The sequence below is a fragment of the Aliarcobacter cryaerophilus ATCC 43158 genome (genome assembly GCF_003660105.1).
Taxonomy (GTDB): domain Bacteria; phylum Campylobacterota; class Campylobacteria; order Campylobacterales; family Arcobacteraceae; genus Aliarcobacter; species Aliarcobacter cryaerophilus.
Map to the genome: position 1 here is coordinate 460,897 of NZ_CP032823.1, position 14,639 is coordinate 475,535.

Sequence of the window (14,639 nt, forward strand, 5' to 3'; positions counted from 1 at the left end):
CATATTAAATCATAATAAATTAGACTAATTCAAGTTTTTTTCAGGTAATATTTCAGGTATTATAAGAATTATTAAAAGATGAGTACCTTAAAAATGCCAAAAATATCAAAACCTCTTAGTGATACAGAGATTAAAAATGCCAAATATACAACTGATGAAGAATTTGAAGTACTAAAAAAGAAATTAGAAGAATCAAATTCAAATGAAAAAGCAATAAAGAAAAATAAGTTAGCAGATGGAAAAGGTTTGTATCTTATTATTAAAGCTAATAGCTCTAAAGTATGGAGATTTGATTTTAGATATGGAAATAAAAATCTTAGTATGTCTTTTGGTGTTTATCCAGAAGTAACTTTAAAAGAAGCTCGAGAAAAGAGAGAAGAAGCTAGACAGTTATTAGCTAATAATATTAATCCAATTTCAGCTAAACGAATTAAAAAAGCTTCTGAATCTTTGACTTTACAAAATGTAGTTGATGAATGGATAGAGTTAAGAAAAAAAAGTTCAAGTGAAGCAACAATAATCCAAAATAGAAGAATGTTAAATAATATTACAAATTGGTTAGGTAATATTGCAATCAAAGATATTAAAAGAGTTGATACTATAAATATTTTAGAAAAAATACAAAATAAAGGTGTTATAGAAACTGCTCATAGACTTTTATCGTTAATGAATAAAATATATATGTTTGCTGTTACTAAAGAGTATATAGAGCATAATATAATTGCTGATATTGATAAAAAATCTGTATTAATTCCAAGTAATAAAAATATTCACCATCCAGCAATAACATCTCCAAATGAAATACAAGAACTACTTAAAGACATTAATTCTATAGGAGAAAAATATAAATGTGATATTAGTGTTATGTTTATATTTAAAATAATTCCTTATGTTTTTGTAAGAAGCGAGAATATAAGGCTTATGAGATGGAATGAGGTAGATTTAGAAAAAGGAATTTGGGAAATACCTAAAGAAAAGATGAAAACTCATATTGATTTTGTTTGTCCTTTATCAAGACAAGCAGTAGATATTATAAAACAAATAGAACCATATTCTAGACATAGAAGTGAATTTGTATTTCCATCACCTTTTAAATCTGATAGAGGAATTTCTGGAGCTACATTATCAGATACATTAAATAAATTAGGTTATCAAAATAAGCATACCTTTCATGGATTTAGAAGTATGTTCTCAACAATAGCTTATGAATATTATAAAGAACATGGACTTCATAGTGATATTATAGAATCTTGTTTGGCACATAAAGAAAAAAATAAAGTGAAAGCAGCTTATAATAGAGAATCAAAATATAAATATTTTGAAGAAAAAAAAGAGTTAATGCAATGGTGGGCTGATTGGTTAGATAAATTAGTAAAATAAATAGATTAAGTTCCCTATAAAGGAACAAAGGATAGTATTCCAAATGAACATAATAAGTAAAAGAACATTAATACAATTTTATGAAAAACATACACAAGCTAAAACTGCTTTAGAAGTTTGGCATCAAGATGCAAAAAAAGCAGAGTGGAAAACTCCTGATGATATTAAAAAAATTTATTCTAGTGCCTCTTTTTTAGAAGACAATAGAGTTGTTTTTAATATCAAAGGCAATGATTATAGGCTTATAGTTCATATTGATTATTTAAGAAAAATAGTAAGAGTTAAGTTTATTGGTACTCATGCAGAATATAACAAAATAAATGCAAAGGAAATCTAAAATGCAATTAAAAATTTTAAAAACTGAAAAAGATTATGATAAAGCTCTAAATAGGATTGATGAGTTAATGGAACTAAATCCAAAAATAGGAACTCCACAAAGTGATGAACTTGAAATATTAGCTTTATTGGTTGAAAAATATGAAGAGATAAACTGGACTATTGAAACTCCAGACCCAATAGAAGCTATAAAATATAGAATGGAAGAGATGAATTTAAAACAAAAAGATTTAATACCTTATATTGGAAATAAAAGTAAAGTATCTGAGCTTTTAAATAGAAAAATATCTCTTTCTTTAACTATGGTTCGAAATTTATCTCAAGCTTTACATATTTCTGTAGAAACTTTAGTTAAGATTGTATAATTATATAGCTCGACTTTTTAGGATTTTTAGAAAAATCCGTTTCAAAAAGTGAGCAAACAACTGGCTAGGTAAAATATTAGCAAAAAGGTGTTAATCCAGTTGTTACAAGACACTTTCTTTATAATATTAATTTATTATAAAATATAAAAGTTAATTTATAAATTTAAGTTTATTTGTCTATCTTTCGAATAATTATTTCTCAAATCAAATCAAGAAAAATCAAACTAAAATAAACTTTTAATAAAATCTCTTTATTTACAAAGCCTATAAAATCTTATATACTAGCTTTATAAATATTTAGAGCTTTGGCAAGCTTACACTGCTTAGTTAGATTTATCGCCCGATAAATTTGCCTAAGCTCTAAGTATTTAAATTGAGTGTAAGATTGCCAAAAAGCACTCTAATTTTTTATTAATCTTAAAATAATTCAATTGTTAAATTAAAAAATATAAAAGCCACTTAATTGTTGGAGAATATTTTGAAGTTTAAAAAGGAGGTTCCTAGCAATTCTTTCCATGTTAGTTTGGCGACTACAAGAATTGCTAAAAAAGTGAAAGCATAATAACATAAATCACAAATAAAATCAACCTTATTCTAATTTAAAAAAGCAACTTAAATGTTGAGAATAAAATATTGTCTAAATAAAACTATTATTAAGCGGTAGAATGTAAGGACTGCACTGTAAGGCGAAATCCTACAATAAATGGAATACTTGCATGAGGTGAGAATGAACTCACTGAAAATAATCATAGCCAAATAAGAGACCAAATCAGCAAGGTGTGAGGATGTGTATGTGGTACGATTCACCTTGGAGATGCCCGTTCTACTATTTTAATATAGTAGTAAGAACACTCCTATAGATTTACCAGTTAAGATATAAAACAGAGGTTTTTAAATTAGTAAAATACTAATACTGGATTGATAAAGATATAGGTTACTAGATAAGGGGAACCGTCTAGTGTAATTGTGTTGTAGATTAAGAGCTGAACAATAATCTACTTAAGTCGAAGCGACTGACCGAAAAAGTCGAGTCATAACTTAACTTGCCCTTGTAACAAAGTGTTAAATTCATTTTGTTGCAAGGGCAAGTTGTCTCCGCTTCCCTCTCTCCCCTATCAAATCATCTTCCTTCTCTTCTTTCTTTTCACTTAAAAATTAGATTAAAAAAGGAGACAACGATGACAAAAAAGGTGGTTAAGATTTATATTATGAAATTAAATTTTCTAAAATTTTTTCTCCAAATTTATTTCTCTCAAATTCTTCTATTTCTTTATTTATTTTTTCTAACTTTTTAGGTTCTAAAATTATTTTGTATATTTCTTCTTTAGATAATTCTTTATTTATCTTTTTTAAATATTCACTAATTCTTTTGTAATTTTTAAACTCATCTAATTTCTCAAACTCTAATGATATTTCTTTTATTAGTTCTTTATTTATTTCATTTTTATTTTCACTAAAATATCCATAAATTTCATTTACAACAGATACTTTATTGTCATATAAAATATCTTCCTCTTTAAAGTTATTATTTGAATAAACTAAAAAACCTATTGCATGATATAACAATTCATCATTATTTGAATTTATGAATAATTCAAAATCAGTTTTAATCAAATAATTAATAAAGAAGTACATATCATTATCCCAATATTGTATGAATGATAAGTGATTGTATATGTGTTCAAATTGCTTTTGAGAATGCTCAATTATTTCTTTAATTAAATTTTGCTTCTCTTTTTTTTCATTAAAATTAAAATTATCAGTTTTTGATTTAGCATTATCTTCATTTGAAAAGTTTTCATCTGTAAATTCTATAAAGTTTGTATGTTCTTTTTCTAATTTTTCTTTTAAATATAATAACCTTTTATCAAAGTTACCTTTTTCGAACTCTTTTTCTTGATTTTTGAATATATAATCACTTAGTGCTTTATTGAAGTCATATTTTTCAATCAAATTTGATTCATACTCATAATCTGTTGAAGAAAAGAAATTCTTTTTATTTTTTAAATTGCTTAAAAAGTAAAAATAAAAGTCTTTAATATATTCTTCATAAATACTTCTTAGTGATGAACTAGTACTTTTAAAGCTTTGAATATATTTATTTTTATTTATTTTCATAAAATTATTTTTTATATAATTTGTTGCTTCAAAATTAATAATTTCACCAGTTTGTAAAAACTCTTCAATTTCAGAATCTGTAAAATATTTGTGAAGAAGTTCTATTATTGGTCTATTTTGATTTTTCCAGTTATAGTATGTTTTATCTGAAATATCTAAAATTTTTTTTATATTTTCTTTCATTTTTATACCTATATTTTTATTTTGATTTTAGATTATATCAAAATAATGTAAATAGTACAATATATTATCAATTAATATCAAAATAATGTAAAAAACATTGACACTACTTAAAATATTGTATATAATACATTTTATACATTTATTTATAAAATAAATGTATATATTACAATAAGGAGTTAATAAATGGAAGACAAATTTATTCAAAGTGGTGAGATAGAGAAATATATAAGTATAGGTAAAACAAAAATAACTGAAATAATAAAAAATGGTAAATTTGTGAAGCCTATTCTTATTGATGGTTTTAGTTATCCACTATATAGTGTTGAAGAAATTAAAAACTGGATGGAGGAACAAAAACAAAAAAGACATATATAAAAAACTCCCTCTTTAAAAAACTTTTCGACGAGTGACAAAAGAGAGAGGTAGGTAAAACCATAAATATTAGTTTTTAACCATTGCAATTATATCATAACTCATAATAGTAATGATTATTCAACCTTTTTTTAAATTAAAGAGGATTAAAAATGAAAAATCAAAAAATAGTAACGGCAAACACAAAAGGTGGTTCATCTAAATCAACAAGTTCAATGCAATCTATTGCTACATATTTTCTTGCCCGAGGACAAGAAGTAGAGTTGCTTGAGTTAGATAATCAAAACCAAGATGCAAAAATATTTTCAAAATCAAGAATAAAAACAAAACAAATAAATGTTGAATCTAATGCAAAAGACCTAAATCAAACTGTAAGGGATTTGTTTTTGAGCGAAGATAAAAATAATAAAGTAATGGACATCGGGGGTAATGCCACTACCTCTAATTTTTTATCAGCACTAAAATCAACACATATGTATAATATGGTTGATTTGTTTGTAATCCCTATGTCTGGTGGTTCACAAGATTTGCTCAATGGTGTTAATACCCTTAAAATTATTTTAGATATGGATAAAAACGCAAAAGTATTATTTGCTTTATCTCGGGTGAGAAATCCAAAAAGAATTCAATTTCAATACGGTGATTTTTTGAATGACGATGAGTTAAAAAAATATCCATATATTATATTGCCAGAGAGCGATTGTATAGATTTGAGCCGTAAACTTAAAAAAACTGTGTACGAGCTTGCTCAAGATGAGCAAGAAAAAGAAAATATAAATAAAAAATTATTAGAATCCTTCAATAAAAATGATAAAAACTCAATATATTCATACAGTCTTATTTTGGAGATTTTTGAAGATTCTCAAAATTATAAAAAAGAAATTATTGATGTAGCTCATCAAACACTGGACGAGGTACTCAATGGAAAAAAATGATGAGGTAACTATAAGTGAGGCAAAAAGAGTTACCGCCGAATTAAAAGCATCAATATTAAAACTTGATGTTTTAAATCAAGATGTTATTAATAACATTACTCAACTGCAAGATTTAAATTCAAAAATGAAAGATTATACATCTATTATAAGCAAGTTTGAATCAAAAGATGAAAAAGAGATGGTTCGAAATTACTCTCTTTATTTATCTTTTCTTGCCCAAAAAATCGAAGATTTAGGAAAAAATCAAGATTTAAAAAAAATAGAAAGAATCATAAACATAAGCAACAAGATAGTTAGTTTATCAGTGGTTAAGATATCAGTAATTGTCGCAGTTGTTACAACTGCATTGAATTTCATAATTTTAAAATAGAGGTCTAAAAATGAAAAATAAAGTTGAATTCTTATCGAAAATTATTATTGAAAATACAAGAATAGATGAAATAGAACTAAGCGAAGAATATATTCTAACTATTGAGATTAATTCATTAAATGGAAAAGAGACAGAAGATATTATTTTTTTAAATGATTTTTCTAGAAAAAAAGTAGTTATAGATGGTTTTTTTTTAGATATAAAATGTGTATTAGATACAACTAATATCGAAAAAATAGGTGTTGCAATTTCAAAAAAATTAAAAATAGATTTTGTAGAAGAGTGGGAGTTCATTTTTATCACAAAAAATAAACCTTGTCTTTTTGAACAGATTTCAATCAGAACATTTTCTTCCCAATTTAAATTAAATCCAAAGCAAGAAAATTATAAATGGAGTAAAAAATGAAAAATATATTATTAAATAAATTTCAAGCTCTTAAAAAATGGAGCTTGAAAAATGAAGTTGAATTACAAAAGGTGTCAGAAAAAATTGAACTTCAAGAGCAAAAAATCAAAGATTTAAAATCTAATCAATTTCAAAAAAAAGATAAAGATATAAAAATCGAATTAGAAAAAGAAAAAGATAATACCGATTTTTTAAAAAAGGTTTATAAAGTAAAATCAGATTTAAGCCCAAATATTGGGTTTGATAATGATAATTTTTCAGAAAAAATAAAAGAAGCTGAAAAAATTGAAACTGATATAGGAGATGTAAGAAATGAAAGTAAAAAGATTGATTTAAAAATCGATGATTTATCAACTAATAATTTGACTCAAACACAAAAAGACAAACTATTTGAAGAAATTGAAAAAGATATTTTAAATTTAAAATCAGCAGTCGAAAAACTAAGAGATGAGAACCAAAATCTAAAAATAGAGCTTGAATTACTGATTGAAAAAAATAAAATTGAGAGACAAAAATCAGGACTTGAAAAAGAAAATTCTAATTTAAAAGATAAGCTTGAATCCCTAAAAAATAAGACTCAAAATTCAAAAAATGAATTTGAATCAGATTCAAAAAATAAAATCACTTATTCAAATTCAAAAGATACTAAAAAAATCCAAGAGTATCAAACACTCGAAAATAAAAACGAAAAGGAGCGATAAATGGAACTTATGACGGATAGAGTAATTTTTTATTACATATTTTTTTCATCAATAATTATTTTACTTACCATGCTTTGGGGCTTAACAAAGTATAAAAAACTTACTAATTTTCAAAGAAGTAACAGAAATAATTTTGTTATAAAACAAGGAATTATATTAGTTGTTTTAATTGCCATTTCTATGGGGTTAAATCACATCTTAACTTTTACTTTTGAACATTTTCAAAACAATATAAGTCAAACAGAGAGTATATTTAAGTTTCAAGTTTTTGCCACTATAGGCTTAGTTTTTTTAGTTGTAAATTATTTTTATAATCGTAAATTAGAGTTGGTAGATGAGCGAGTGGTAAAACTTAATCAAGAGACTCCATTATTCAACTTTTCTTCTGTTCAAAAAATTGTAAAAAAGATAAAAGACTACTCTCATTTTTATAGTGGGATAACATATGATTATAGTCCAAAAGATTTTACTATCCAAAATGTAACAATTAACATCTCAAAGGCTGATATGGAAGAGTTTAATGAGTTACAAGATAAACAAGTTCAAATAAATCAATTTTACTCAAAATTAATAGAGTATATTAATTTAAAATCTGAAACTTTTGATTATAAAAAAATCTCTGATGAAGATTTACAACAAATAAAAACAGTAAAAACTCTAAAGTTTCTAATTATTACAAAATTTGAAATCTTTAAAGAAAACCAATACTTTCCAAGTATTTCACAACTTTTTCAGATAGCCAATCCAGAAGAAACAGAGTTTTTAAATTTCTTGCGAGATTACTCTCATGACAAGTACTCTAGTCTAAGCCTAAAACATGCAATTTTTTATATAAAAGAGGTATAAAATGGAAAACAATATAAACGATAAAATAAGGGTTAATACCTATACAAAACTTGATGATAATGAGGAGAAATTAATTGATGATGTTTTTTGGTCTTCGTATCTTTGGATAATTCTATTTTTTGTTTTTTCAATAAGTTTAAAAATACATTTTTTTGCTTTTGCACTTTTTATCTATTTTTTCTCTTTTAAATTTCAAAAAAATTTACTAAGAAATAAAACTAAAGATGCCAAAATAAAGGAGTTATCCCCCCCCTTTTAAATAATGATAACTTAAAGAGTAAATATAGTGTTCACTTAGGAACGATTGTAAAAAGGCATAAAAAGGATTTAGATATTTTAAGTATTTACAATCAAGCTAGAAAATTTTTAGGTCTTGATTATGAGACAGAAACAACAATTCCATCTCAAAAAAGAACTTCAAGTAAAGAGAATGCAATAGCTCCAGTATTAATTGATGATTCAATTTTAAAAGAGCATTGTGCTTTAATGGCTACAAGTGGAGGTGGAAAAACTGAATTACTTTTAAATGCTTACATTGAATCAAGTATATCAAGAGGAGCAGGAGTATTTGCAATTTTTGGAAAAGCTGACAACTCAATGCTTCAAAGAGTTCAAAGCCTTTGTGCAACTTACAATAGGTTATCAGACTTATTAATTTTTGACTTTAATCCAGATAAAAGAGGTAAATTTAACTCAAATACAATTAATTTGTTTGAGCTAGGAGCTTCAAAAGACATTATTACTATGCTAACTAGTATTGCTGATTTAGAGGGAAATGATGACGGGGGGTGGAATGGAAAAGCAAAGCTTTATTTATCTTCACTTTTAAAAGTAATATTAACTTTAAGAGATGCAAATTTCTTTTTAGACATTTCAAAAATTGATAAAGTTTTTAATTCATGTAATAAAGTTGATGAGTATCAAAAACATTTAGTGAAACTTGATTATTTCTCATTTAATAGACTTCTTAGCGAAACAGATTTATTAATCAAATTTTTACTAATTTTTGATGATATTTATGAGACAAATAAAAATGAGATTAATGCTAAGTTGTATTCAAACTTTATTAAGATTATTGAAGATGAAAGTAAAAATAATAGCTCATTATCTCATCTTGATAATAGTGTAAAAAATCAATTTCATAATGAGTTAAAGAATGTTGTAATTATGCTTTCAAATGTTCCAGATTGGCAAAAGCTAAAAGAATCATATCTAAATGGAGTAACAACAGAGGGTGGAACTACTATTAAGGGCATTGAAGCAGTAAGCTTGAGATTTCCACAAAGAAGTGGAACTTTCTATGACCTTTCAGTTGCTCAAGGATTGATGGATAGTTTAGTTAATTTCTTTGACTCTTTTGCACCAATTCTAAAAAATGTAAATAGTGATTTAAACATTTTGGATGCAATTGATTCAAACAAAATAGTTATTGTAAATCTTCCTGGACAAAATAAAATCTATAGTCCAATTTTAGCGGAACTTCTTGTATCAACTTTGAATCTACTAGCCGAAAGAAGAGGTAAGGACTTTATCCCTGATACTACAACACTTGTAATTTTGGATGAGATTAATTCATGGTTAAAAACAAAAAACAATCAAAGCTATCAAATTGGAGATTTACTCTCAGTTATTAGAGGTTTGTATATGGGAGCAGTACTATCTTTTCAAAGTGATTTAAAAGAGACAATGGGAAGTATTGATAACTCGCAAATAATAGCTAATGTAAAAACAATCATATCTTTAAAATTAGAAGATGTAGAACTTATAAAACTTCTCAACTCTAAGGTGCAAAAAGTAGAAAAAATTACACTTGAAGAGAGTATGAAAAGAGATAAAACTCTAAAAAAATCTCAAAATAATGAAGATTCAAAACTCTCAAAAAGCGAAGAAGACTTTTTTAAACCAGAAATGTTAAGCAACATTAAAAATGGGGAAGGGTACATAATTAGAAACTCTATAGCTTCACCATTTATGGCTAAGTATATGGTGCAAAAAAACTTATACAAAACTGCCAAAGATGATGTTGTCCTAAACAGATATGTAGATGTTGATGTTATTAGAAAAAAACAAATGGAACTAGGAGCTTAAATGCAAAAAGAAACACTTAATTTAACTGCTTGGGAGCAAATCAAAGAAAAAGTTAAAAGATGGTTTGGAAAAGGTGAGTATGGAACTTCAAGAGATTTTCTTAATTTACATAAAATGAGGGAAAACTCTACAGATTTAGAGTTTTTACTTATAACAAAAGAGTTTAAAGAGAATGGTTTAAAAAAAGATGTTTATGGAACTCAATACGATTTAAAACAGGAATTTAAAGATTTTGAAGAGAGAAAAGCTAAAGGTGAATTTGTAGGTGAGAATGAACAAAAAGCTTTAGATTTTTTAGAGAAATATAAATTAAAACTTTCAGCTCTTGACTCAAAAGTTGATGAGTTGGCAAATTTAAAAAAAGAGATTGCAACCATTAAAAGTGTAATTAATGGCAATGATTTAGATGTAAAAAAAGAAGAAGAGCTACAAAGCTATAAAACTTATCAAGAAGCAGAAGATGAAAAAGAACGAGCTAGACGACAAAGATGGCGAGAGAAAGGATTGTAAAATGGTAACAAATGCTAGAAAAATAGATTTTATTCAAAAAATAAAAGATATGCAAGAAAGAACAAGAGCTTCAAAAACGGAGCTTTTGAAAAAATTAGATTTAAAAGATGAAGAGTATAAAACTTTTTCATCTAAATTAAGAGAGATTCAAAACTCTAATCACGATATTTTAGGGCTTATGGCTTTAGTTGATATTTATTATTTAACAAAAAAAGAGTTAGCAAAAAAAGAGTTAAATCGACTAGAAAATCAAAATGATACTACTACTCAAAAAGATAAATTAATCAATGATTTTTTTGAGCAAGTAGGGGAGAGAATTAATATTATTGAAAAAGCTGAAAGTCTTGATTTAAAAGAGTTCTTAAATAGTAATACTTTGTATGAAATTTTTGATGATAAGAAATTTGAGAAATATATTAATCCTCAAAGTTCTGAAAATATAGCAGAAAATATAAAAGGAAATGAGCATGAGTACTCAAGAGAAAACGAAAGGTAATTTAGAAGTTTTACACGAAGCTTTAGGCGATGAGATAATTAAACAAGTTGTCTCAAAGCTTGATATTTACGAATCAAAAATCAAAGATATATTTGAGATTATGGAAGAGCTTCAAGAAATTATTCTTTTACAAGCAAGTGAACAAAAAGCAAAATTAAACTCTCAAAGTGAACTTGAAATTAATGCTCGTATCTCAAAATCAATGGAAGAGTTTGAATTACAGTTTGAAAAAATGTTGAATGATAAAAAAACAAAAAACAATAATAAATTTGTCTATTTGATGATAGTTATTGCATTTTTACTTTTTGCATTGTTCTTTAAATAACAAATAAAGGATGTGAAATGGATGATTTATGTTTATTGACTCCACCAGAAATAGCTAAAAAGATTGGAGCAAAAAAAACTACGGATTTAACGAGTGGTGTAAAGAATCTTTCAGCTTCAAGTCTGAATAACTTAAAAATATCAAATCCAAGTAAGTATGAAATAGTTATGTTAGGTTTAATCGTAAAAAAACTTCATATTAATTTTAATGATTTGATATTTTTTTCAGAAGCTTTGAAATTTAAAAATATTAAAAATGAAAATTTTGATATAAATGATTTATTATTTATAAATCTTCTTAGCAATTATCAAAAGAGCTAATATGAAGAAGTATATATTACATATATTTTTATTTACTATTTTATTTTTAACAAATAGTATTGGTGCAGAGATAATAAGGTATCAAACAGAAAATAGAAGCTCTTTGCTAGATGATAAAATGGCAGCTACTATAATTAGAGGTGCAACATCAAATTCTTTAAACTTTAATACTAGTACTTCAATATGTAAAGATTTATATAAATTCGTTTATGATGAAAATGAAAATATAAAATCAAAAACAAGAGTTGAAGCTCAAAAATATCTAATAGATTTTAACTTTAAAGAAGGAACTTTTACTTGCTCATACATAAATGAACAAGAATTTGGAGATGCTAGTAAATCAATAACTCTTTCAATTCCAAACTGGACTTTGCTGTTAGGGTACATTGATGGCACAAAATCAGGTTCAAGTCTTGTTAATATTCCATTAGAGATAGATAATATATATAATCTGTTTGATGCTGAATATAAGCCTTCAAATCTTAGTGTAATGCCTGATTATGGTCATTATGAGACAACTTGGGAAGCAATTAAAAAACTAGGTAAGAAAATATTTACAATTGGAAATAGTACAGACGATACAAATAGTTTGAGTACAAACTCCTATAATGTTGAAAAAAGAGCAAAAGATTTAGGGCTACAATACCTTAATTACAACAAAGATAAAGAGAATTTTACGGTATCGCAATTTGTAACTGGTCTAGTAACTTTAAATGGTAATGTTGTATCAGGAGTAAGTCAAACGGGAGATATAATCATAAATCCTGAAATTGAAAAAAAGATGACAATTCTTGATTCTGTTGAATATTCTAAAGGAATATGGGAAACATTTAAAGATAAAGTGTCAGAAGTTTATACTAATATGACTGGTGGTCAAGTTGATAATGTAAACTATACTAGTGTATTTAGTTTTGAACAATATTTTGATAAAAAAATATTTGGACTTTACTATGAGTTTATGTCTTTTGGTTGGCAGGCTGTTTTTGATTATGCAGGAATTTTAATTCTTGCTATGGTTTTTTTATATACAGGTGGAATTATTGGATATAAATATTTAATGTTTAAATTAAATAGTAGCAATGAAAATAAAGAGTGGGATTTCCCTTTCTCAAATAGATTGACTGCTATTGTAATTATGTTAGTAGTATTTTTTATTCATTTTCCAAGTGGGAATTCCGAATCAATAGTTTCTTCTAATAATAATCAAAGTGATAAAGTATTTGAGATAACTACCACAAATAATAATCAAGCTACACAATTAGATTCTCAAACAACTATGTTTAAGATTGGAATTGGATTTTTAGGTAATATTGGAGCAACCATAGCTGATATTACAGCTACAAATGCAACAGTTTTTTATATGAGATATTTATTTAATGCAACACATACAAGAAGCTATGAAGATACATTAAATATTCTTAATCAAACTAGAAGAGAAATTGTTGAACAAGCTGTACTTCAATCATTCTTTAAGGACAATTGTATAGCGTCTCATGAAGTAAGTTATAAAAAATATAATGGTTTTCAAATGGCAGATTCTCATATTGATTTACTTTGGAATCTAGATAATGGAAGTAGTAAAATTTTTGATGGCAAAGGCACAATTTCTCCTTTAATGTGTAAGAATCTTGAAACATCTTTAATGATAGGCAGAGAATATTTGAAGAAAACTAAGGCTGTTAGCGAGAAAACAATTACCAATTTATCTAAAAACTCAAATTTTAATGTTACAACTAATAATAGTTCATATACTACAATGAGTCAATTATATGTAGATACTCAGTTATTGGGTGTAAAAAATGTTGGTTGGTTTATGGCTTCAACTCTTCCAGTAAGTCATGTTTTTATGCTAAATTCAAATATTATTAACAATGCTTATGATGGATTATCAAGAACAACAAATGGTGAAGCAGTAACAACAATGTTAGTGAATAAAGCTAATGATTTATATACAAAAGAAGATGAAAATTTATCTAAGCAAACACTTGATACTGAAATTTTAGGCTCTGTTACAAGCAACTGGATTAAAAATACTTTTTCTACATTAACATCATATCAAATATATAATATGTTGCCATATTTTGGTGAAATTAGACAATTTTTTGAAAAAGCAGTTGAAGGAGCAGGTGAATCTTTGTTTGAAGTTGCAGGTATATTTATGCCACAAGGTAAACTATTATCTTTCGCTAAATCATCATTAGATAAATTCACAAAAGAAGCAAACGAACAAAAAACTAAAAAAAGCTTGAAAGATAATAGTAAAGTTTCTCAAAGTATAGATTTTTTAAGTTCTGGATTTAAGTCATTTATGATTTATGTTACGGCATTTTCATTAGCAGTTATTTTCTATAAACTTATGATACAAGGTATTTTTGCAGCTATTATAACACTATTAGCCATATTAAAAATAGGGCTATATTTTTGGGATTGTTTCATGCACTTTTTTGTATCACCATTTATGATTCTTTGGCAAATGACAATCAAGGAAAAAACAGATAGGGTTAATTCTTATATGGTGGATGGTTTTATACTTTACGTGATTAAGCCTACACTAATTGTGAGTTCTTTTTTTATGTTTATTATTAGCTTTGAAATTATTACTGGAGTTTACTCATTAATATTTGATATTTGTTTTTCAACACTAAATTTATCAAATTCATTATATGAAGATTCAAGTATTTCTTTATCTTTTGTGACACAAAGTGTTATAACTGGATTTTCGGATATTTTTATCTATTTTATAGGAATGATATTAGCTTATTTTATTATTCTAAAAGGTGATGATATGATATTAGCTAAATTCAAATATAAAGATGAAACAGAGAGTGGATTATTACATCAATTAGGTGAAAGAGTTCAAGCATTAGGTGGAGCAAGAATTTAATTCT

At 25.8% G+C, this 14,639-nt stretch carries 16 protein-coding genes; 15 read left to right on the top strand and 1 reads right to left on the bottom strand.

Features of this window, described 5'->3' with window-relative positions:
* Positions 1–78 precede the first annotated feature (78 nt).
* From ACRYA_RS02240 to ACRYA_RS02250, 3 genes are read left to right on the top strand one after another with little or no spacing between them, the layout of a single operon-like run.
* Entirely contained in the window at positions 79–1,380 is a 1,302-nt protein-coding gene (locus ACRYA_RS02240) for a tyrosine-type recombinase/integrase (RefSeq protein ID WP_228199772.1), read from the top strand.
* 43 nt (positions 1,381–1,423) lie between these two features.
* Entirely contained in the window at positions 1,424–1,717 is a 294-nt protein-coding gene (locus ACRYA_RS02245; RefSeq protein ID WP_105918115.1) for a type II toxin-antitoxin system HigB family toxin, read from the top strand.
* 1 nt (position 1,718) lies between these two features.
* The gene (locus ACRYA_RS02250) at positions 1,719–2,081 is read left to right on the top strand and encodes a helix-turn-helix domain-containing protein (protein WP_105918116.1); all 363 of its coding nucleotides are present in this window, start codon (positions 1,719–1,721) and stop codon (positions 2,079–2,081) included.
* 1,206 nt (positions 2,082–3,287) lie between these two features.
* Here the strand turns inward: ACRYA_RS02250 and ACRYA_RS02255 are convergent.
* Positions 3,288–4,382, bottom strand: a complete 1,095-nt coding sequence (locus ACRYA_RS02255) for a hypothetical protein (RefSeq protein ID WP_105918117.1) — start codon at positions 4,380–4,382, stop codon at positions 3,288–3,290.
* A gap of 183 nt (positions 4,383–4,565) precedes the next feature.
* Here ACRYA_RS02255 and ACRYA_RS02260 point away from each other — a divergent pair, with 183 nt between their 5' ends.
* The 12 genes from ACRYA_RS02260 (at position 4,566) to ACRYA_RS02315 (ending at position 14,635) form a co-directional block, all read left to right on the top strand.
* Positions 4,566–4,757, top strand: a complete 192-nt coding sequence (locus ACRYA_RS02260) for a helix-turn-helix transcriptional regulator (protein ID WP_105918118.1) — start codon at positions 4,566–4,568, stop codon at positions 4,755–4,757.
* A gap of 149 nt (positions 4,758–4,906) precedes the next feature.
* Positions 4,907–5,689 carry a division plane positioning ATPase MipZ gene (locus ACRYA_RS02265; protein ID WP_105918119.1) on the top strand — a complete coding sequence of 261 codons (783 nt, stop codon included), beginning with the start codon at positions 4,907–4,909 and terminating at the stop codon, positions 5,687–5,689.
* A complete protein-coding gene (locus ACRYA_RS02270) occupies positions 5,676–6,059 on the top strand; it encodes a hypothetical protein (RefSeq protein WP_105918120.1) in 384 nt (127 codons plus the stop codon). Before ACRYA_RS02265 ends, ACRYA_RS02270 begins: the two co-directional genes overlap by 14 nt.
* Before the next feature lie 10 nt (positions 6,060–6,069).
* Positions 6,070–6,465, top strand: coding sequence for a hypothetical protein (locus tag ACRYA_RS02275; protein WP_105918121.1), 396 nt, complete (start codon positions 6,070–6,072; stop codon positions 6,463–6,465).
* Positions 6,462–7,166 (top strand): hypothetical protein, encoded by a 705-nt coding sequence (locus tag ACRYA_RS02280; RefSeq protein ID WP_105918122.1) that lies wholly within the window; start codon positions 6,462–6,464, stop codon positions 7,164–7,166. The genes ACRYA_RS02275 and ACRYA_RS02280 overlap by 4 nt, the downstream gene beginning before the upstream one ends.
* Positions 7,167–8,012, top strand: a complete 846-nt coding sequence (locus ACRYA_RS02285) for a hypothetical protein (RefSeq protein WP_105918123.1) — start codon at positions 7,167–7,169, stop codon at positions 8,010–8,012.
* 486 nt (positions 8,013–8,498) lie between these two features.
* Positions 8,499–10,100: a type IV secretory system conjugative DNA transfer family protein gene (locus ACRYA_RS02290; protein ID WP_170144470.1), complete on the top strand. Its 1,602-nt coding sequence runs from the start codon at positions 8,499–8,501 to the stop codon at positions 10,098–10,100.
* Positions 10,101–10,610, top strand: coding sequence for a hypothetical protein (locus tag ACRYA_RS02295; protein ID WP_105918124.1), 510 nt, complete (start codon positions 10,101–10,103; stop codon positions 10,608–10,610).
* Positions 10,561–11,106: a hypothetical protein gene (locus ACRYA_RS02300; protein WP_170144471.1), complete on the top strand. Its 546-nt coding sequence runs from the start codon at positions 10,561–10,563 to the stop codon at positions 11,104–11,106. Before ACRYA_RS02295 ends, ACRYA_RS02300 begins: the two co-directional genes overlap by 50 nt.
* Positions 11,078–11,431: a hypothetical protein gene (locus ACRYA_RS02305; RefSeq protein WP_105918125.1), complete on the top strand. Its 354-nt coding sequence runs from the start codon at positions 11,078–11,080 to the stop codon at positions 11,429–11,431. The genes ACRYA_RS02300 and ACRYA_RS02305 overlap by 29 nt, the downstream gene beginning before the upstream one ends.
* 17 nt (positions 11,432–11,448) lie before the next feature.
* Positions 11,449–11,751: a hypothetical protein gene (locus ACRYA_RS02310; RefSeq protein WP_105918126.1), complete on the top strand. Its 303-nt coding sequence runs from the start codon at positions 11,449–11,451 to the stop codon at positions 11,749–11,751.
* 1 nt (position 11,752) lies between these two features.
* Entirely contained in the window at positions 11,753–14,635 is a 2,883-nt protein-coding gene (locus ACRYA_RS02315; protein WP_105918127.1) for a hypothetical protein, read from the top strand.
* Positions 14,636–14,639: the final 4 nt, after the last annotated feature.